The sequence below is a fragment of the Rickettsia sibirica 246 genome (genome assembly GCF_000166935.1).
Lineage (GTDB): Bacteria > Pseudomonadota > Alphaproteobacteria > Rickettsiales > Rickettsiaceae > Rickettsia > Rickettsia rickettsii.
Genome location: NZ_AABW01000001.1, coordinates 309,637 through 330,286, shown reverse-complemented (window position 1 = coordinate 330,286; position 20,650 = coordinate 309,637). Strand labels below are relative to the sequence as shown.

Here is a 20,650-nt window from a genome sequence, read left to right as displayed (position 1 = left end):
TTGCTTCGTCTCATTATTTTGTAATTCTTCGCGCAATGACGTTTTTGGAATAACAAGCATAAAAAAATGAAAGAGAAAATATCAAATTTTGTTACACTTGATTGCGGTAGTAGTAAGATTGCTGTAATTGCTGCCTATATTAGTAAAAAAGGTGAAATTAAAGTAGCTAGCCAAAATTTGCATCATTCTAAAGGTATTAAATCAGGAGTTATATCAGATTTAAAAAATGCTGAAACTAGCATTGTTTCAGCAATTTACGCACTTGAAAAAGATTGCGGTAAAAATATAAAAAAAGTTATATTATCGTTATCAGGTGCCGACACTAAATCTTATTATATTAATTATACCATTAAAGTTAACGGGCAAACCGTAACGCAGCAGGATATTAAAAAGTTACTACAAAAAGCATTACTTGAATTTAAAGTTAAAAACCAGGAAATTATTCATTATTTTCCTCTTGAATTTATCCTTGATAATAATTCAGTCGAGAATCCTATAGGTATGTACGGTAGAGAACTTAGTTGTGAATTACATATTATTGCTGCTAGTTCAAATATGTTATCAAATATTGTACAATGCTTCGCTAAATGTCATGTTGAAGTCACAAATATTACTCTAGCAATTTATGCTTCTGCTATTAGCTGTCTTACGAATGATGAAAAAAATCTAGGTTCGCTTATCATCGACATGGGGGATAAAACTACCTCTTTCGGCATTTTTTTTGCCGGTAAATTAATATATACGGGGCATGTAAATATAGGTAGTTTTCATATTAGCTCGGATATTGCTAAAGTCTTTGGTATTGATCTTGTTACGGCAGAGAAATTAAAAATTTTATACGGTAATGCAATGATACCTTTATTTGAGAAAGATAGTATTGTAAATATGGAGGATTTTCAGGTTGATACTCATCATACTTTAAATACTTCCGTAACAATTTATAAATTGGCTGAGGTAATAAGAGCAAGAGCCGAAGAAATATTATCAATGGTAAAAGCCGAATATGATAAAGCAACAAAAGGGCAGGTTGAAGTTTTTAGAGTTGTAATTACCGGCGGCGGGTCTCAGCTTAGAGGGCTTAAAGAGCTGTCAAATAAAATTTTTGAAAAACAGAGTAGAATCGGTAAACCGGAGATTATTGCCGGTTTTATAGAAGACTATAATCCGGCTATGTATTCAGCAACTATAGGAATGCTAAAAATTCATGCTCTAAAACAGCAAAAAGAATTTGCTCATATTAGACTTGATGCAAATAGTAGCTTCTTTAAAAAAGCTTTTGATTGGTTTAAAGAGAATATTTAGAGAGGCTGTCCGTGTTGGACTGGAAAATGCATTTAGTGTCATTCCCGCTTCCGTGGGAATGACATAAAATGATCCACGCAACAATACCTACTTGCAATGAGGAATTGTATTTACGCGGGCAATGTCATTTAGAAATATTTTGCTAAGAATTATTATTAGGTTTTTCTCTAGAACAAATTAGTACATTCCCTTTAACTTCGATAATAAAAAGTCGGTCGCCTGTTTTTGCATCGATTTCATTTGGAACAAGGTAAGCATTCATAATAGCACCGGACCATCTTACTTGTCCTATAGTATCAGAAGAAACTGTAGCACTATAAACCTCTACCGTTTTGCCTATCATATCCGAGTAATTTTTTGTTTTATCAGTTTTATTATAAACATATTTTTTAAGAGGATAATATAATATGCAAAACCAAATAAGTGATAATATACCAAAAAATGTTATTTGATTTGTTAAGCTAACTAGAGGGTAGTTATATACCACAAGAGTGTTTGATAACGCTCCAAGCCCAAAGAATAAGAATCCAATACTTGGAACTGTAAAGAATTCAACAACTATGCAAATTATACCTATTATTAACCATATTTCGGTGAGATAATTATTTATCATGAACATAAGTTTTTAAAAATAATATTACGTCAGTTATGTCTTGTGGTTTTGAGATACCGGCAAAGGACATTTTAGTTCCTGGTGCATAGCTACTTGGTTTATGTAAGAAAGCAAATAAACTATCATCATCCCATACGCCGCCAAGTTTTGATAGAGCAGGGGAATATTTATAGTCTGCTATGCTTGCTTTTGGTCTGCCTGCGACATCCCAAAGATGCGGTCCTAGTTTATTTGGACCGTCTTTATCAAGAGAATGACACATTAAACATTTCTTGGCTATTGCACGACCGTTATCGGCGTTAGCAGTCTTCATTAATTCCGGTATATTTACCGGTGCTTGCTCTAGTGCGGTAGTATTTTGATTTTCTGATGATTCTTGAACCGCAACGCTGTAGCCGCGATGTTGTAACTCTAGAGTGGGCTTGTATAATATATTTGCAACAAATCCAACCATCATAGTAATTAAACTAGCAAATAAGATGGCTGCAACAATTTTATTTAATTCTTTTCCAGACATTTATTTTGTTTTTTTTATTAGAATTTATACTATAATTTCAGTTGTAAGAGAAGTTAATTAAATAAATAAAAGAAAAATTTATAAAAATATTTGTTCTTTGGAGAGAAAAATAAATGTCAAAAAAATCAAGGGTTAGAAAAATATTTAATAAGTTAAAATCTTATTGGACTAGTTTTAGACAAAGTAAAATCGGTAAAATATTATTTAGCAATAGTTTAAGTTATGCAGTTTCCATAGCTTCTATAGCAATTACAGTTTCTGGACTTTTTACTCCTATATCACCGATAATTATAGCTGTAGCTGTTGTTTCAGGAGTTAGCGTAGGAATTCAAGCTGTAAATGAGACTTTGAAAGTGCATGATTTGCGTAAACTTCATAAAGAGAATAATTTATTAGTACATAACAGAAATGCTAAAAGTCAGCAAGATTATATATTATCATTAGAACCGAGCTTAAAAGATATTTTGAAAAATGAATTATATACGCCGCAAACGGCAGGTAAGGATGCTACTCAAGATAAGTATGAGTTAAATGTAAATAAATTGAAAAGTACAGGACGAATATTTGGCAATAATTTAGGTGGAGCCGCAAATTGGGCCGCTTCTATTATTAAAGGTGCGAGCGGTAATGTGCTTGATATATTAAAAGCTACGGGTTACGGTGTAGTTACGACCGCATCATTAATTATCGACGGTCTTACTGAAAAGGAAAAAATAGAAATAAAAGCAATATTTAAATTAAATATAAATGAAGAATATAAAAAACAAGATACTCCTATATATAAAAATTTAGAACAATTAGAGAATTATACTAAGAATCAAGTATTGCAAACATTAGCTTTAAAAAAATTAATAACGGATAAGAATTATTGGAGTATGAATAAAGACCAAACAATACAAAAATTTCGAGAAATAATAGGCAGTTTTAATTCTGAAATAAAAAGAAACAGTTTAGAAGAATTTTTTAGAGAAAATAAAATAACAATGGATAATAGCAAAGAGAGCTATGTTAAAGATATTAAAAATGTAATGAATCCATTTTATGAAAATCCTAGTAAAGCCGAAGGATATAATCCTTTAACTGAAGCTATGGATAAAGATAAAGTTAATAATGCTGAAATAAAAAGGACAAAAAGTGAAAATTTAAAAAGGATGCAAAAAAGAAAGCGAAATTTAACAATATGAAATGATTATTATAACTCACTGCTAGTTACAAATTTGTAAGAGGTAGTATCGCTAAATATTCTATGCAATAGTTCATTATTAAGAGCATGGCTAGTTTTGTAGCCTTTAATTGCACTTACAATGCTAGTGCCGTTGGTATATAAATCACCGAATAAATCTAATAGTTTATGGCGAACAAATTCATCTTCATAACGTAAGCCGTTTGGGTTTAAGATTTTATCCTGCTCATCTATTCCTATAGCATTCTCAAATGAGGCACCTTGGGCAAGCCCTTTGCTTTTCAAATAATCAACATCTCTTATAAAGCCAAAAGTTCTAGCATCCGCAATATTTTTAGTAAAAGATTCTTGATCCCTAAAACTTAGATTTTGTCTGCCTATAGCTTTACTACTAAAATCAATGGTTAAATCTACAGTCATGTGATCGGAAGGAGTACAATATAATTCACAATCTTTATGAACTACTTTTATATCTTTTAAAATTTTTAGATATTTTTTAGGAGCATTTTGTAATTTTTTTCCTGCACACTCAATCATAAACACAAAAGGTTTACTACTGCCGTCCATAATTGGTACTTCAGGACCGTCAATTTTAATAATTGCATTATCAATGCTGCATCCCCAAAGTGCTGCCATTAAATGTTCAATTGTTGAAATTTGAACTTTATGATCATTACTGATAGTGGTAGATAACAAGGTATCGGAAACATTGAAATAGCTAGCTTCAATATAGTTATTGTCAGAAGATATATCGGTTCTAATGAATATAATTCCGGTATTTTCTTTAGCGGGCTCTATAGTTAACTGGGTACGTTTTCCTGAGTGGACCCCGATTCCGTAACAACTAACCGGTTTTAATAATGTACTTTGCTGCATTTTAGGCATTGTAAAAATATATTTAGATATTAATATTTAATGCCAAATTATACAAGTTATAGTATGTTACAGAATATTACACATATACTCGATGAACTTCAAAAATTGGCTGTGTCATCCTACAAGAGTTGCGATACTCACGTATTAAGTATACACGCCGCTCCTCACCTTGTGGATTCCTTGCTCTTTTTGAAGTTGATCTTCGTCTGTTAGTATAAGACTTCTTACATAACTTGCTTCTAAAGGTAATTTGTACGTCGATCCGGTACTCGAATCCTCATGTCAAGTGTACGCTGTGGTTCTGCGTTCCGTGTCTCCTTCAAATTTCTTTTTATTAGCTGCGTTAGACGTCTATTGATAAGTTTGTGGAGTGTTGCAGTTATGATGCGTAGATATTTTTTATTGTTGCTTTTTTTTATTACTAATTGTATTGATTGTTTTGCAGATATACAGCAAAGGATCAATGAAGCAGAAAAAGAATATATCAGTAATAGATTTTTAAATGCCGTTTTTATGTTTGCCGATGATTATAAACCTTTATTAACCGGTGCTAAAGGAATTTTTGCTTTAAATGGTGAGCAATTAAAAGCAAATGAAATGATGCCTATTGCTTCTGCTACAAAGCCTTTTACAGCAGCGGGAATCTTAAAATTACAAGAACAGGCATTATTAAATATTAACGATAAAATTTATAAATATCTTGATCCGGAAATGTGGGGTGGAAAAGTGCCGGATTGGGCATATAAAATATCTATCCATAATTTATTAACGCATAGTAGCGGTATTGCTGAATATTTTAGTTTTGTTAAACTTGATTTAAATATGCCTAAGAAAGAGATTCACAAGAAAATATTACAATTTGTTTCTTCTAAGCCTTTAGAAATATCTATAGGGAAAAAATTTAAATATAGTAATACTAATTTTGTTATACTCGGTATGATTATAGAAAAGGTGGCTAAAAAAGATTTAGCTAACTTTTTTTATGATGAATTTTTTAAACCGCTTAATATGAAATCTACTAGTTTTGTTTCATATAGTGAGGCCGCTAGAATCCAAAAAAACGTTATTAGTTCTAATTATCCGGTAAGATATTTTTTAACGCCTAATAATAGTAATAAACCTATATTTACTCCTGTAACTGCTGATTTTTTAGCAGTTCCTTGTGCTGACGGTGGTATAATATCAACACCGGTTGATCTTATTAGATGGTATAGGGCATTAAATGAGGAGAAAATTCTTTCTAAGAAGTCGTATAAACTTATGACTACTAAATATTTTTTAGCACAAGATATAGAAGGGCGTAAGTCTTATATGGGTTACGGTATTTTTCTTACTGATCTTGATTCTAAGCGTTTAATGATTCATTATACGGGAAAGGCCCTTGGAATACAAAGTGAAGCAGGATATGTTTTGCCTGATAATCTTTATTTTGCTATACTCAGTAATACTATGATAAAAATTCCTGAAGAAGACAAAGATAAAATTGACATGAAAAATCCTTTAAATCAACTTGGAATAATTTATTTTAGAGATGCAATAATAGGGGCAGCTATAAAAAATTAAATAGACTTGTTGTGTACCCTATCTTATAAAGAGGAATTTGAAAGAAACAAGGAACACAGCACCGCAGCGTACACTTAGTACGTGAGGATGCGAGTACCGGATTGACATACAAATTACCTTTAGAAGGAGGTTATACAACAAGTCTAATGAAGATAGTTACTTGGAATATTAATTCATTGCGTCTACGGATCGATTTATTAAGAAAATTAGCATATGAACATCAGCCGGATATTATTTTACTTCAAGAAACAAAGGTAGCTGATTCATTATTTCCTCTTGAAGTTATTAAAAATATAGGCTATGAACATGTAATATATTCAGGGCAGAAATCATATAATGGTGTTGCTATTATTTCAAAATTTCCTTTGAATGATGTTTTTTCATTGGAGTTGTATAATAGTGATAAAAGGCATATAGCAGCTATAGTTAATGATATAGAAATACATAATTTTTATGTTCCTGCCGGCGGTGATATACCTGATATCGAGGTAAATACAAAATTTAAGCATAAGCTCGAATATGTAAGGTTAATGCAGGAATGGTTAACGACTAACCGTACTAAAAACGATAAAATGATTATTGTTGGGGACTTGAACATTGCTCCGCATGAACATGATGTATGGTCTAGTAAGCAGTTGCGAAATGTTATCAGCCATACCGATATTGAACGCTCGTTATTGGTAGAGCTACAAAATGCGTTAGGTTTTATTGATAGTAGCAGACATTTCGTATCGCTTGACGAAAAATTTTATACTTGGTGGAGTTATAGAAATATAGATTGGAAAAAATCTAACAGAGGTAGAAGACTTGATCATATTTGGGTTAGCGATAATTTAAAAGGTGCATTAGTTTCTATGCATTTACTATCAGAAGCACGTGATTGGTCTTCACCTTCGGATCATGTACCATATTTTGTGACTTTTAATTTACAGATGTCATCCCGTGGTCAAGCCACGGGATGACAATAGTCTTAAGGAGTAATTAGTGGATATTAAGTTAGGAAAATATAAGCCGACAAAGGAAGAATATATAAAAAGCTTTAAAGATATGCTCCTACTGCGTCGTTTTGAAGAAAAATGCGGTCAGTTATACGGAATGGGAGAAATCGGTGGTTTTTGTCATTTATATATAGGGCAAGAAGCAGTAATTTCTGCGGTAGATATGGTTAAACAAAAAGGTGATAGCACTATTACTAGTTATCGTGACCATGCTCATATTATTTTAGCAGGCACTGAGCCTAAGTATGTTCTTGCCGAGCTTATGGGGCGTGCTACAGGTTGCTCGAAAGGTAAGGGTGGCTCGATGCATTTATTTAATGTACCAAACAAATTTTACGGTGGACACGGTATAGTAGGGGCTCAAGTACCGATAGGCACAGGGCTTGCGTTTGCTGAAAAATATAACGATACGCATAATATCTGTTTTACTTTTTTAGGTGACGGTGCCGTTAATCAAGGTCAGGTATATGAAGCTTTTAATATGGCTGCTTTATGGGGTTTGCCGGTAGTTTATATTATTGAAAATAACGAATATTCGATGGGGACGTCTGTAGCACGTTCTACCTTTATGCGTGATTTATATAAGAAAGGGGCATCGTTTGGGATTAAAGGATTTCAGCTAGACGGTATGGATTTTGAAGAAATGTATGACGGCTCTAAGCAAGCAGCCGAGTATGTTAGAGAAAATAGCTTTCCTCTGATATTAGAGGTAAAAACTTATCGTTATCGTGGGCATTCGATGTCCGACCCGGCAAAATATCGTAGTAAAGAAGAAGTTGAGCAATATAAAGAGCGTGATCCGTTGGTAATAATAAGAAAAACGATACTCGACAATAAATATGTAACCGAAGCGGATTTAAAAGCAATAGAACAGTCGGTAAAAGAAATTGTGAAAGAAGCAGTAGAATTCTCAGAAAATTCACCGCTACCTGATGAAGGGGAGTTGTATACACAGGTGTACTGTTAAGGCGTTATTGCGAGGAAAAACTGTAAGTTTTGACGAAGCAATCTCAGGAATTTGTTATTATTTCATGAGATTGTCACGCAGCCTACGGCTGCTCGCAATGACGTTCACATAGGCAAGCCTCCTTGCAATAACGTTTAATTTAATCAAATAAAAAAGAAAAATGCAAATAACGGTACGTGAAGCATTGCGTGATGCCATGCAAGAAGAGATGATAAGAGACGACAAGGTTTTCGTCATAGGCGAGGAAGTGGCAGAATATCAAGGAGCTTATAAGGTAACTCAAGGATTACTAGAGCAATTTGGTCCTAAGAGGGTAATTGATACACCGATAACGGAATATGGTTTTGCAGGGCTTGCAGTCGGAGCAGCTTTTGCAGGACTTCGACCGATCGTAGAGTTTATGACCTTTAACTTTGCTATGCAAGCATTCGATCACATAGTTAATTCAGCTGCAAAAACGCATTACATGTCAGGCGGGCAGGTCAAATGTCCGATAGTATTTAGAGGACCAAACGGAGCAGCAAGTAGAGTAGCTGCACAACATAGCCAAAATTATACAGCTTGCTATTCCCACATTCCGGGATTAAAAGTAGTAGCTCCTTATAGTGCAGAAGATCATAAAGGACTTATGCTTACAGCTATTAGGGACGATAATCCCGTTGTTTTTTTAGAAAATGAAATTTTATACGGTCATAGTTTTGACGTGCCGAAAACAATCGAGCCTATACCCTTTGGTCAGGCAAAAATTTTAAGAGAGGGTAGTAGTGTCACTATAGTAACTTTCTCGATTCAAGTAAAACTTGCCTTAGATGCTGTAAATGTTGTGCAGAATGATAATATTGATTGTGAGGTTATTGATCTTCGCACTATTAAACCGCTTGATACTGAGACAATAATAGAATCAGTGAAAAAAACTAATCGTTTAGTTGTAGTGGAAGAAGGGTGGTTTTTTGCAGGTGTTGGTGCAAGTATAGCTTCTATTGTTATGAAAGAAGCATTTGATTATTTAGATGCTCCGATAGAGATTGTAAGCGGCAAAGATCTTCCCCTTCCTTATGCTGTTAATTTAGAAACACTAGCTCTGCCGAGTGAGAGCGATGTAATAGAAGCCGTTAAAAAGGTTTGTTATTATAGTATTTAATGTATTAGCTTAGTTTTTTCGTCATTGCGAGCAACTGAAAGGAGCGTGGCAACCTCATAAAGCAAGATTCCAGAGATTGCTTCGTCAATTACTTCGTAACTTCCTCGCAATGACGATGTCAACTTTTTTAGGCATATCTACTTTGCAGCTCTTTTGCGGTCGTTAGGGTCAAGTAGAGCTTTACGTAAACGAATAGATTTCGGTGTGACTTCAACTCGCTCATCATCTTGTATATAGCTGATTGCCTGCTCTAACGTTAAAAGCATTGGCGGGGTTAGCCTTATGGCTTCGTCTTTACCTGTTGCTCTAACGTTGCTCAGTTGTTTCGCTTTTAGTGGGTTTACCTCTAAATCATTATCACGATTATGTTCGCCGATAATCATGCCTCTATATACTTTGTCACTAGGGTTTATAAACATTTTTCCCCTTTCTTCTAGATTCCATAGAGCATATGCGACTGCTGCCCCGTCACCGTTAGAGATAAGCACACCGTTACGTCTTCCCTCGATATTTCCTTTATAATCAGCATATCCATGGAAAATACGATTCATAATCCCTGTGCCTCGTGTTTCGGTTAAAAACTGGCTGTGATAGCCGATTAACCCTCTAGACGGTCCGATAAACGTAACACGGCTTTTACCGCCGCCTGACGGCCTCATATCAGTCATTTCGGCTTTTCTCAGTGCTAAAGATTTTACGACTACTCCAACATAATCATCATCAACGTCAACTTGGATTTCTTCCATCGGTTCTTGCTTATTACCTTTCTCATCAGTTTGGAATAATACTTCGGGTCTGCTAATAGATAGCTCAAATCCTTCACGACGCATAGTTTCAATTAAGATACCAAGTTGTAACTCACCACGCCCTGCAACTTGGAAAGCATTTTTCTCGGCAGCTTCAGTAACTTTTAAGGCAACGTTACTTTCAAGCTCACGCATTAACCTAGCTCCAATTAAGCTCGACGTAACTTTTGTCCCTTCGCTTCCTGCAAGCGGTGAGTCATTGACGCTAAAAGTCATGGATAAAGTCGGCGGATCGATAGGTAGAGACGGTACGGCCTCGGTTACTTCAGGGGAGCAGATAGTATCGGCAACGTTGGCGTTTTCAACGCCTGCTACGGCAATAATATCGCCGGCTGTAGCATCATTTATAGCGATTCGCTCTAAGCCTCTAAAGGCTAATATTTTAGTGATACGTCCGGTTTCAAGTACTTTATTCTCACGATTTAATACTTTTACGTTTTGGTTAATTTTGACAGTGCCGCTTTGTACACGACCTGTTAAAACCCTACCGAAGAAAGAGTTATATTCTCTAGTAGTAACAAGCATAGAAAACGGTGCTTTGTCATCGGCTAAGGGTTTTGGTACATGCTGTACTATAAGGTCGAAAAGCGGTGCTAAATCATCTGCTAAATTGTCTAAAGGATTAATTTTATCATCAAAGGTTAAAGATGCTCTACCTGCTCTACCTGATGCATAAACTATAGGGAAGTCAAGCTGATCGTTGTTTGCTTCAAGTGCCACAAATAGCTCAAATACTTCATCGATAACTTCTTTAATTCTTTGGTCATCTCTATCGATTTTATTAATAACGACAATAGGTTTTAAGCCGAGATTTAACGCTTTAGAAAGCACGAATTTTGTTTGCGGCATTGGTCCTTCCGATGCATCGACAAGTAGCACTACACCGTCAACCATGCTAAGGATGCGTTCTACTTCACCGCCAAAATCGGCGTGTCCTGGCGTATCAACTATATTGATACGGATATCGTTCCACATAAGAGCAGTGCATTTGGCAAGTATCGTGATTCCACGCTCACGCTCAAGATCGTTAGAGTCCATAGCACGCTCAGCAACTGCTTGGTTAGCTCTAAATGTTCCGCTTTGTTTAAGCATGTGATCAACAAGCGTAGTTTTTCCATGATCAACGTGGGCAATAATTGCTATATTACGAATAGATGTCATCTTTAAAAATTCTCACAAGTTTACAATAGTTTTTCGTATTATACACTAAAATACCAAAAATTGGAATATAAGTTCTTGAAAAAGAAATTGATTTAACTGTAGAATAAAAATTACTAAGAATTTTTAAACTTTAAAATAAGAGAAATTAATGAACGATAATACAGTTTTATTTATATTTGATTGTGACAATACTTTAGTTGGACATTCGCATAATTATATCGGAGAGAGGTTAGGAGGTTTAATAGCACGTAATATACAACATCGCTTTTTTAGCTCCTATGAAGAACGAGAGCAAGAAAAAGTTAGGCTTGAGCAAAAATTTTCTATAGAGGTGATGGAGAAATTCCTAGATAATGAAAATTTAGGTTGGAAAATGAAGAGCAAATAGCACGCCTTTTTAAGAATATTATATTATCAATAGTTATAGCATCATTTAATGACTATCCTCATGCTGTAAAATATGCATTAGCAAGGTTACTAGGAAAGGAAGATGCAGCAAAAATTTATATAAAATCAGCTTTACCTTCTAATAATTTTGAAGAAATACAAAATTGTACTAAAAAAGAATATATAAGAGAAATAATTAATAATACCGAAATAACTGTCAATGCTGCAAAAGATTATGGTATTACAGTAGTTTTGGTTAAGAACAAAGGAACAGAGCATATTCATGAAGCTTTTTTTTATATGAATTTAATGAAATGAACAGCATGAAATTTATGTTGAGCTAGAAGAACCGGCTACTGAACCTTTGCTTAGTGATGGAGAGAGTACCTATTTAAGTCCTGAAGCAATAAAAGCTATTTCGTTTGAACCTATTTCTAGTGATTATTATTCGGATGGCGAATATATACCATGGGGAGGTGGGAATGTGCCAATGTTAGGTAAAGGTTAAGTTTTTAATTATAGACAAATTGCTTGATATTATTTATTCTTAGATTAATAAGGGTGTTGCTCCAGTGTCATTCCCACGTAGGCGGGAATCCAGTCATCTTGAATGTCATCCCGCGACTTGATCGCGGAATTTCAGGATACTGCCTGTGATACAAGATCCCGTGGACAAGCCACGGGATGACAATTCTAGCCGATACCGTTTAACCTAAAAGGATCAAAGGATGATATACCGAATATTATGTTTATGCATATTCATAATAAATTTCTCAACGATTACGGAGGCACAAAATGTGCCAATTAAAGAAGATAATTTTAAAGTTAGAGTAGCTGTTGCTGATGTGCAATCTATATTGGAAGGTTCGATCGCTATAAAAGATTTGCGTAATAAAATCGAAAAGCTTAATCATAAAATTCAAGAGAATATTGCTGCAAAAGAAGCAGAATTTAAACCGCTGGAAGAGAAGCTGCTAAATGAGCGTTCTCATTTAAGTGAAACTGAATTTGAGCATAAAGTAAACGAATTTAATGCAAAAGTTAGCCACGTTAGAAAAGAAATTCAGATTAAGAAAACAAAGCTTGAACAAGCCCACGCTGAGGCTATGAGTAGAGTCCATGAAACAACTATTACAATAATTAGTGAACTTGCCGAGAAATATAACCTTAATTTGGTAATTCCAAGTGCTCAAGTCTTATATGCCAAAAATAATTTGAATATAACTTCCGAAGTGACTTTTATGTTGAATGAGAGATTAAAAGAAGTAACGATAAACTATTGATAGTGTTTTATGGATTTTTGTGTGTCATTCCCGCGTAGGTGGTAATCCAGAAAAATAACTTCAATATTGATACAGAAGTTACATATTTGATAAAATAAATCTATAAAAACTAGTTTTTATAGATTTTACTGGATTCCCGCCTACGCGGGAATGATATAAACAAGAGAGTATTTAATATGGCAGAATTTACACCGATTACAATTGCATACGGGGACGGTATAGGTCCTGAAATAATGGAGGCAGTGCTTTATATATTACGTAAAGCCGAGGCTCGTATTCGTTTAGAAACCATTGAAGTAGGTGAAAAGCTTTACAAGAAGCATTATACTTCAGGCATAAGCGAGGAAAGCTGGGAATCAATACAACGCACCGGTATTATACTTAAAGCCCCGATTACTACTCCGCAAGGTGGAGGATATAAAAGTTTAAATGTCACGATTCGTAAAACATTACAGCTTTTTGCTAATATTCGTCCTGCCGTTTCGTTTCATCCTTTTACTAGAACATTACATCCAAATTTGAACCTAACTATTATACGTGAGAATGAGGAAGATTTATACGCAGGTATAGAATACCGTCAAACGCATAATATGTATGAGTCAATGAAGTTGATAAGTCATACAGGATGTGAGAAGATTATTAGATATGCTTTTGAATATGCAGTAAAAAATAACCGTAAAAAAGTCATGTGTTTAAGCAAAGATAATATTATGAAATTTTCCGATGGGATTTTGCATAAAGTATTTAATGAGATTGCAAAAGAATACCCGCAAATTAATAATGCGCATTATATTATCGATATTGGGACGGCAAGGCTTGCTACCAAACCGGAAATATTTGACGTTATCGTAACTTCTAATTTATACGGTGATATCATATCTGACCTAGCTGCTGAAATTTCAGGCTCGGTAGGTCTTGCAGGTTCTGCAAATATTGGGCAGCATTATGCGATGTTTGAAGCGGTACATGGAAGTGCTCCCGATATTGCCGGTAAAGATATCGCAAATCCTTCAGGGCTTTTAAATGCTGCAATAATGATGCTAGTACATATAGGGCAGGGTGATATCGCTACATTAATCGAAAATGCTTGGAAAAAAACTATAGAGGATGGCGTTCATACAGCCGATATATATAACGAGCAGAGTTCTAGTAAAAAAGTCGGTACAAAAGAATTTGCCGCAGAAGTAACGAAAAGATTAGGACAGTTACCGACAAAGCTACCTAAAGCAGATTATCCCTTAATTGCTGAGAAGCAAGAAAGCAATATAGATTATAAAATTGATACTAAAGAAGTTAAGAAATTGGTTGGTACGGATATATTTGTGAATATGAATGTATCTGCCGCTCATGATATAGCAGATAAAATTAATAAACTTGATCTTGGTAATTTTGAGTTAAAAACAATCTCGTCAAAAGGATTAAAGCTGTGGCCTCGTGATACAAGGTTTGAAACTGTTTCCGATCATTGGTGTTGTCGTTTTATGAATAAAGACGGCACAGAAATAAAGCATTTAGATATAACAAGATTGCTTGAAGCTTTAAGCACAGCAAATATCGATTTTATCAAAGTAGAGAATCTGTTTGAATTTGACGGGGTTGCAGGTTATAGCTTGGCTCAAGGTGAGTAAAAACGTCATTGCAAGTGCACTTTAGTTCGTGAGGCAATCTCAGGACTTGTGCATGAGATTGCTTCGTCAATTATTTCATAATTTCCTCGCAATGATGAAAAAAGGATAAACACAATGACACTATACTATATAGGAATTTTATTAGTAATTATTGGATTATTTGCTATATTTTCAGGAATAATCGGTTTTTTTAGATTTCCTGATTTTTATACTAAATTACATGCAGCAAGTGTTATTGAGAGTTTCGGCGTGCCTATTTGCTTAATAGGTTTTGCGTGCATTGAAGCAGATATTGTGAACTCTGTTAAATTAATTTTAGCGGCTTTATTGATTTTTATACTAAATCCGGTAGCAACTCATGCACTTGGTAAAGCATCTTTATTTATGAAAATTAGAGCTGATAGTACCGTCATTGCGAGGAAAATTACGAAGTAATTGACGAAGCAATCTCAGGATGCTTGATAAGATTGCCACGTCGAAATTACGTTTCTCCTCGCAATGACGTTAAATTTTAATAACCATATGACAGTAAAGACAGCTTTAAATTTTGATCTCGGCAATTACCTACTTAACTTAATTGCTTTTTTATTGATCTTAATCTCGATAAAAATAATTTTTGCTAAAGATTTACTAAATGCAGTGATTGCTGCTTCTGTATTTAGCTTATTAATTGGTGTATCCTATCTTATTATGGATGCTCCTGATGTTGCAATGACCGAGGCAGCACTTGGAGCTTGCTTATCAACATGCGTATATTTGAATTTGTTGCGTAAATTACCTTTGGATTTAAAGAATATTGAGAGAACTAATATTATTCCAGCAAGTTTAATATGTTTATTGTTTGTAGTAACGCTTGCTTATATGGGGCTAGAATTACCGAATTACGGTGATGATAATGCTCCTATTCATATGCATTCAAGTAAATATTATATCGAAAATACCTCTAGAGATATAGGTATACCTTCTTTTGTTGCAGCTATTCTTGCAAGTTATCGTGGATATGATACTTTAGGTGAAACTAGCGTAATTTTAATTGCAGGAATTGCCGTGCTGTTGATATTTTCAAGAAAGTCTGATGATGCCATACCGCGACTTGATCTCGGTATCTCAGGACACAGCAGGCGATACAAGATCCCGTGGTCAAGCCACGGGATGACAAATCCAATAATAAAATATATTACTAGTTTTATAATACCTTATATAATTTTATATAGTATATATATTCAGCTTAACGGTGAGTCTTCGCCGGGTGGTGGGTTTCAAGCAGGTGTTATATTTGCATCTAGCCTTATTGCTTATGATTTAGTTTACGGTAATCGAAAATTAAGCCGATATTTTCCTCCTAACGTGCTAGTTTGTATTGCGGTTTTAGGTGTAGCAATATATGCAATTGTAGGAACAATATCACTCTTTTTTAACGATAATTATTTAAATTATTATGCACTAACAAATTTTATCAATGATAAGCTACTTGCTCAGCATATTGCGATAGTTATTGTTGAAATTGGTATAGGTTTAACTGTTGCAGCTATTATGTACTTAATTTACAACGTATTTAATAATTATGAATAGTCTATTTGTACTAATTAAGCGTGAATTGATAGTGCAGAATCGCATTAATAATATAATTAAATATCTAGTTATATTTTTTTTATTTTGCATAATTAGTACTGTTTTAATTAACAGTGAAAGGGATATTAACAAATTCGGTTTAATTTTTTCGGTCATTTGTTTATTAATTTCATTAATCGGTTTTTCTTCGGTTATATTTAAATCTGATTTGGAAGACGGAAGCTTAGAGTTATTATTATCAATTGTTAGTCATGAAAAAATTATATTGGCTAAATTTTTTGCTATATTTGTCAGTAGTACGATAGGGCTGGTTTTTGTTTTACCCATTATTTATGTCTTGTTTGATAAAACTTTGCTTGAGATAATATTTTTCTTTATTAGTGTATGGATGATATTAGTGTTATCAAGTAGTTTAGTAGTGTTATCCGGTAGCGTGCAATGTTATTTTAAGAAGAATGCTAACTTTGTCGGTACGTTTATCATGCCGTTATTAATTCCGAATATTATAATGACAGGTTTAATATTACAAGATAATAACTTACAATTAATTTTTATTATGATAGGAATTAATTTAGTATTTTTACCGATTTCATTCTTCTTGAGTTCCTGTTTAATTAAAAATATTTATAATATTACGTGATTTTGCTTTATTTTTACTAATGTAGTGATATAAAATAAGATGAATATTATTAATAAATTTTTTGAGCAAAATATATGTGGCAGGCTTTACGAAGGTTAATGGCAGCAAATCCTATGGGATTTTTTCTGTGGTCTATTATCACTAAATGGTATTTAATTATAGCAGTTGCTTCCTTAATTACTTTATATTATACAGTATTGGGCTTAAAAAAAATTGGGTTTATAGATTATTTTACTGAAACTACAGTCGAGATATTAGATACAACTAAAGCAGTTGCTCAAAATTGTACTACAAAACTCGGTCCTAATTGGAATCATTTAGTTAGTTTTTGGAATTGCTTAAGTGATCCTGGCGAATATAAGCATGAAGAAGGGACAGGAGCAAAAGTGTTAGAAGATGAAATCAATAAACTTACGCCAAAACAAGCAGATAGTGCTGCAGACGCTGAACGTCCTATAATAAATCCTTATGAAGCACTAGAAAATCCAAATAATCTTAATAATACCCCAAGCGGTAGTAATAATAATCGTTAATTTATGTCACTTTAATATTATATGTCGGATACTGAAGATAATAAAAACAAACAAACAACACGTCGTGATTTTATGGTTCTAACGGCTAGTAGTGTTGCAGCAATTGGGGCAGCATGTACTCTTTGGCCTCTCGTTGATTCTTTGAACCCTTCTGCGGACGTGCTAGCTTTATCATCAATTGAGGTTGATTTATCAAATATTGCGGTAGGTCAAACAGTTACGGTTAAATGGCAAGGTAAACCGGTTTTTATCACTAACCGTACGCCTGACAAAATAGCTGAAGCAAGAGCCGTTAAAATGTCAGAGCTGATTGATCCTGAAGCAGATGAAGCACGTGTGAAAGCAGGGCATGATAATTGGCTGGTGACGATCGGGATCTGCACGCATTTAGGTTGTGTACCGCTTGCTAATCAAGGTGAATATGATGGATGGTTCTGTCCGTGCCATGGTTCACAATATGATTCTTCAGGTAGAGTTAGAAGAGGTCCTGCTCCTTTAAATTTAGCTGTGCCGCCTTACACTTTTATTAGCGACAAAAAAATTAGAATCGGGTAATTATTTATGAATGAAGATATTATCCCTAAAAAGCCTAATGTTATTATAGAATGGATAGATTATCGTCTTCCTATTTTTGCATTCCTAAAGCATTTTAGTCATTATCAAACTCCGAAAAATCTTAGCTATTTGTGGAATTTAGGCTCTATTGCCGGTATTGCGTTAGTGATTCAGATAATCACCGGCGTCATACTTGCTATGCACTATACTCCGCATGTTGATCATGCTTTCGATAGTGTTGAGCGAATCATGCGTAATGTGAATTACGGTTGGTTACTGCGTTATACTCATGCGGTAGGTGCATCGATGTTTTTTGCCGCCGTATACTTACACATAGCAAGAGGTTTGTATTACGGCTCTTATAAAGCACCTAGAGAACTGCTTTGGCATATCGGTATAATCATTTTTCTAACCATGATGGCTACTGCGTTCATGGGTTACGTGCTTCCTTGGGGGCAGATGAGCTACTGGGGAGCAACGGTTATTACTAATTTATTTTCCGCTATTCCGTTAATAGGGGAATTCATAGTTACGTGGTTATGGGGTGGTTTTTCTGTTGATAACCCGACATTAAATAGGTTCTTCTCACTGCATTATTTATTGCCGTTTATTATTGTTGCTTTAGTGATGCTGCATTTAGTGGCCTTGCATCAGCATGGTTCAAATAACCCAAAAGGTATAGATGTTAAAAGCCCTAAAGATACTATTCCGTTCCACCCTTATTATACCGTAAAGGATTTTGTCGGTTTCGGAGTTTATTTCATAATATTTGCCTATTTTATTTTTTACGAACCTAATTATTTAGGACATCCTGATAATTACATTCCAGCAAATCCGTTAGTTACGCCTGCCCACATTGTCCCTGAATGGTATTTTCTGCCGTTTTATGCAATACTTAGAGCCATGCCGTCTAAGCTCGGTGGGGTGCTATTAATGTTCGGAAGTATATTTGTGTTATTTTTACTACCTTGGCTTGATACTTCAAAAGTTAGAAGTAGCAATTATAGACCGATATACCGAATGGCTTTTTGGATATTTATGGCAGATTGTTTATTGCTTGGTTATTTAGGTGGGCAGCCGGCAGAAGAGCCGTATATTACCATTAGCCGTTTTGCTGCTTGTTATTACTTTTTGCATGTCTTAGTAGCTCTGCCGCTGATAGGTAAATATGAAAAACCGCTGCCATTGCCGGAGGAGTTGTAAGAGTTAAGTCATTGCGAAGAGATGTCATTGCGAGGAAATTGCATAGCAATTGACGAAGCAATCTCAGGAGTTTGTTATTATTTCATGAGATTGCCGTGCAGCCTATGGCTGCTTGCAATGACGTTTTTTGTATTATACAAATTTATGAAGTAACCAATAGTATATTATAGTAACTAATAAGAAACATGGTGTACTCTATACTGGTGTTACTTTTAATTTAATAAAAAGAATATATCAACACAAAAATGATACAATTAAGGAGTTTAGTAAAAATTGCTATTTTATGAGATTCATCAACTATGAATTCAGCAATAAATAGAGAAAAACAAATTAAAGCCGGTTTAAGAAACAAAAAAATTAAATTAATAGAATAAATTGGAAGGAAAGACAAAATCTCAACACAACAATCTTATAAAATAATATATAAACTCCTGAGATTGCTTCGTCAACATTTTCAATTTTTCCTTGCAATGACGACTCAAAAAAATTTATGAAAACTAAACTACTTATCTCTATCATCATACTACTAACTTCGTGCTTAAGTTTAGCCAACGAAGAAGTATTACATCCAAAAAAGATGAAATGGTCGTTTGACGGCGTATTTGGTACAGTTAATCGTGAAGCAGCACAAAGAGGTTTTCAGGTCTATAAAGAAGTTTGTAGTGTCTGCCACGGTTTAAACAATTTATATTACCGTAATCTTAAAGATATCGGCTTTTCGGATGACGAGATAAAAGAGATTGCCAAAGGCTATACGATACAAGACGGACCTAATGATGATGGTGAGATGTTTGACCGCCCCGCTCTTCCCTCTGATCGTTTTATACCTCCTTACCCTAATGAGCAAGCAGCAAGAGCAGCTAATAACGGTGCCCATCCTCCTGATTTATCGTTGATAATAAAAGCACGTCATGACGGAGCTAATTATATATATTCTCTACTTACCGGCTATACCGAACCGCCGGCAGATTTTAAGTTGATGCAGGGAACTCATTATAATCCCTATTTCCCTGGCGAGCAAATAGCAATGCCGCCGCCGCTTACAGACGGGCAGGTAACCTATATGGACGGTACTAACGCAAGTGTAGAGCAGATGTCGCAAGACATTGTGGTATTTCTACAATGGGCAGCTGAGCCGGAAATGGAACATCGTAAATCTATGGGTCTTAAAGTTATGATGTTTTTAGCGGTATTTACTATCTTTTTCTATATTGCAAAAAACCGCATTTGGTCTAATTTAAAGTAATTGTTGAGTGGAGCAGTTTTCCTATTATTGGCGTTGTTGCATGGATCATTAAACATGTTCAATGTCATTTCTGCGAAAGCAGGAATCCAGTACGGATTCCTGCTCTCGCAGAAATGACATAAATAATCAGTCCATGCTGCCCCTTTTTGCCTCTTTCTTAGTATAATGACTTATCTTTGCTATACTTATCCTAAAATTTATATAGATAGGTATTTATGATTACTTTACTTGTGGCGATAACAGGATTTATGAGTTCAATAATTCCTGAAATTTTGAAAATATATAAAGATATTAACGACAAAAAACACGAGATAAATATTTTAGACCGTCAAATTGCTAATAACAACAACTTAATCAGTCTAAAACTTTTACAGAGCTTACCATATCACAAGAAATGGCGGAGTAATAGTCTCTCTTTACTCCACTTATAAATCAGGTGTTAGTTGGGTTGATGCTTTAAATGGCTCGGTAAGACC

At 34.5% G+C, this 20,650-nt stretch carries 23 protein-coding genes; 19 read left to right on the top strand and 4 right to left on the bottom strand.

Features of this window, described 5'->3' with window-relative positions; translation table 11 throughout:
• The first annotated feature begins 66 nt into the window (after positions 1–66).
• Positions 67–1,302, top strand: a complete 1,236-nt coding sequence (gene ftsA / locus RSIB_RS04055) for a cell division protein FtsA (RefSeq protein ID WP_004996316.1) — start codon at positions 67–69, stop codon at positions 1,300–1,302.
• A 142-nt stretch (positions 1,303–1,444) separates the two neighbouring features.
• On the opposite strand, the gene RSIB_RS04060 is transcribed toward ftsA, so the two are convergent.
• Together RSIB_RS04060 and RSIB_RS04065 are read right to left on the bottom strand one after the other, a co-directional pair.
• Positions 1,445–1,921, bottom strand: coding sequence for an NfeD family protein (locus RSIB_RS04060; protein WP_012719513.1), 477 nt, complete (start codon positions 1,919–1,921; stop codon positions 1,445–1,447).
• Entirely contained in the window at positions 1,905–2,432 is a 528-nt protein-coding gene (locus tag RSIB_RS04065) for a c-type cytochrome (RefSeq protein WP_004996299.1), read from the bottom strand. The genes RSIB_RS04060 and RSIB_RS04065 overlap by 17 nt, the downstream gene beginning before the upstream one ends.
• A gap of 113 nt (positions 2,433–2,545) precedes the next feature.
• On the opposite strand from RSIB_RS04065, the gene RSIB_RS04070 reads away from it, so the two are divergent.
• On the top strand, positions 2,546–3,616 hold the full coding sequence (locus RSIB_RS04070; RefSeq protein ID WP_004996297.1) for a hypothetical protein: 1,071 nt from the start codon (positions 2,546–2,548) through the stop codon (positions 3,614–3,616).
• Between the two features lie 8 nt (positions 3,617–3,624).
• Here the strand turns inward: RSIB_RS04070 and lpxC are convergent, their stop codons facing one another.
• Positions 3,625–4,491 carry a UDP-3-O-acyl-N-acetylglucosamine deacetylase gene (gene lpxC, locus RSIB_RS04075; protein WP_026053084.1) on the bottom strand — a complete coding sequence of 289 codons (867 nt, stop codon included), beginning with the start codon at positions 4,489–4,491 and terminating at the stop codon, positions 3,625–3,627.
• Between the two features lie 381 nt (positions 4,492–4,872).
• On the opposite strand from lpxC, the gene RSIB_RS04080 reads away from it, so the two are divergent.
• From RSIB_RS04080 to RSIB_RS04095, 4 genes are all read left to right on the top strand, one after another.
• The gene (locus RSIB_RS04080; protein WP_004996292.1) at positions 4,873–6,054 is read left to right on the top strand and encodes a serine hydrolase domain-containing protein; all 1,182 of its coding nucleotides are present in this window, start codon (positions 4,873–4,875) and stop codon (positions 6,052–6,054) included.
• 146 nt (positions 6,055–6,200) lie between these two features.
• Positions 6,201–7,016, top strand: coding sequence for an exodeoxyribonuclease III (gene xth / locus RSIB_RS04085; protein WP_004996290.1), 816 nt, complete (start codon positions 6,201–6,203; stop codon positions 7,014–7,016).
• Between the two features lie 22 nt (positions 7,017–7,038).
• Positions 7,039–8,019 carry a pyruvate dehydrogenase (acetyl-transferring) E1 component subunit alpha gene (pdhA, locus tag RSIB_RS04090; protein WP_004996289.1) on the top strand — a complete coding sequence of 327 codons (981 nt, stop codon included), beginning with the start codon at positions 7,039–7,041 and terminating at the stop codon, positions 8,017–8,019.
• 160 nt (positions 8,020–8,179) lie between these two features.
• A complete protein-coding gene (locus RSIB_RS04095; RefSeq protein WP_004996285.1) occupies positions 8,180–9,160 on the top strand; it encodes a pyruvate dehydrogenase complex E1 component subunit beta in 981 nt (326 codons plus the stop codon).
• A gap of 137 nt (positions 9,161–9,297) precedes the next feature.
• Here the strand turns inward: RSIB_RS04095 and typA are convergent, their stop codons facing one another.
• Positions 9,298–11,127 (bottom strand): translational GTPase TypA, encoded by a 1,830-nt coding sequence (gene typA / locus RSIB_RS04100; protein ID WP_004996283.1) that lies wholly within the window; start codon positions 11,125–11,127, stop codon positions 9,298–9,300.
• Positions 11,128–11,275: 148 nt separating this feature from the next.
• On the opposite strand from typA, the gene RSIB_RS04105 reads away from it, so the two are divergent.
• The 13 genes from RSIB_RS04105 (at position 11,276) to RSIB_RS04155 (ending at position 20,174) form a co-directional block, all read left to right on the top strand.
• Positions 11,276–11,515, top strand: coding sequence for a hypothetical protein (locus RSIB_RS04105; RefSeq protein ID WP_004996281.1), 240 nt, complete (start codon positions 11,276–11,278; stop codon positions 11,513–11,515).
• Entirely contained in the window at positions 11,494–11,832 is a 339-nt protein-coding gene (locus RSIB_RS04110; protein ID WP_004996279.1) for a hypothetical protein, read from the top strand. The genes RSIB_RS04105 and RSIB_RS04110 overlap by 22 nt, the downstream gene beginning before the upstream one ends.
• A 46-nt stretch (positions 11,833–11,878) precedes the next feature.
• Positions 11,879–12,022, top strand: a complete 144-nt coding sequence (locus tag RSIB_RS09080; protein ID WP_014410497.1) for a hypothetical protein — start codon at positions 11,879–11,881, stop codon at positions 12,020–12,022.
• Between the two features lie 220 nt (positions 12,023–12,242).
• A complete protein-coding gene (locus RSIB_RS04115; protein ID WP_010977007.1) occupies positions 12,243–12,797 on the top strand; it encodes an OmpH family outer membrane protein in 555 nt (184 codons plus the stop codon).
• 176 nt (positions 12,798–12,973) lie between these two features.
• The gene (locus tag RSIB_RS04120) at positions 12,974–14,425 is read left to right on the top strand and encodes an NADP-dependent isocitrate dehydrogenase (RefSeq protein WP_004996275.1); all 1,452 of its coding nucleotides are present in this window, start codon (positions 12,974–12,976) and stop codon (positions 14,423–14,425) included.
• Positions 14,426–14,539: 114 nt separating this feature from the next.
• Positions 14,540–14,860, top strand: a complete 321-nt coding sequence (locus RSIB_RS04125) for a Na+/H+ antiporter subunit G (RefSeq protein WP_004996272.1) — start codon at positions 14,540–14,542, stop codon at positions 14,858–14,860.
• Positions 14,861–14,923: 63 nt separating this feature from the next.
• Entirely contained in the window at positions 14,924–15,997 is a 1,074-nt protein-coding gene (locus RSIB_RS04130; protein ID WP_004996268.1) for a DUF4040 domain-containing protein, read from the top strand.
• Positions 15,990–16,637: a heme exporter protein CcmB gene (locus tag RSIB_RS04135; protein ID WP_004996266.1), complete on the top strand. Its 648-nt coding sequence runs from the start codon at positions 15,990–15,992 to the stop codon at positions 16,635–16,637. The genes RSIB_RS04130 and RSIB_RS04135 overlap by 8 nt, the downstream gene beginning before the upstream one ends.
• 74 nt (positions 16,638–16,711) lie before the next feature.
• Positions 16,712–17,170 (top strand): DUF2670 domain-containing protein, encoded by a 459-nt coding sequence (locus tag RSIB_RS04140; RefSeq protein ID WP_004996263.1) that lies wholly within the window; start codon positions 16,712–16,714, stop codon positions 17,168–17,170.
• A gap of 21 nt (positions 17,171–17,191) precedes the next feature.
• Complete coding sequence (gene petA, locus RSIB_RS04145) at positions 17,192–17,725, top strand: ubiquinol-cytochrome c reductase iron-sulfur subunit (RefSeq protein WP_004996261.1); 534 nt, start codon at positions 17,192–17,194, stop codon at positions 17,723–17,725.
• Positions 17,726–17,731: 6 nt separating this feature from the next.
• Positions 17,732–18,928, top strand: coding sequence for a cytochrome b (locus RSIB_RS04150; protein WP_004996257.1), 1,197 nt, complete (start codon positions 17,732–17,734; stop codon positions 18,926–18,928).
• 163 nt (positions 18,929–19,091) lie between these two features.
• Positions 19,092–19,247: a GIY-YIG nuclease family protein gene (locus tag RSIB_RS10395; protein WP_337459658.1), complete on the top strand. Its 156-nt coding sequence runs from the start codon at positions 19,092–19,094 to the stop codon at positions 19,245–19,247.
• Between the two features lie 171 nt (positions 19,248–19,418).
• A complete protein-coding gene (locus RSIB_RS04155) occupies positions 19,419–20,174 on the top strand; it encodes a cytochrome c1 (protein ID WP_004996255.1) in 756 nt (251 codons plus the stop codon).
• The last annotated feature ends 476 nt before the right edge of the window (positions 20,175–20,650 follow it).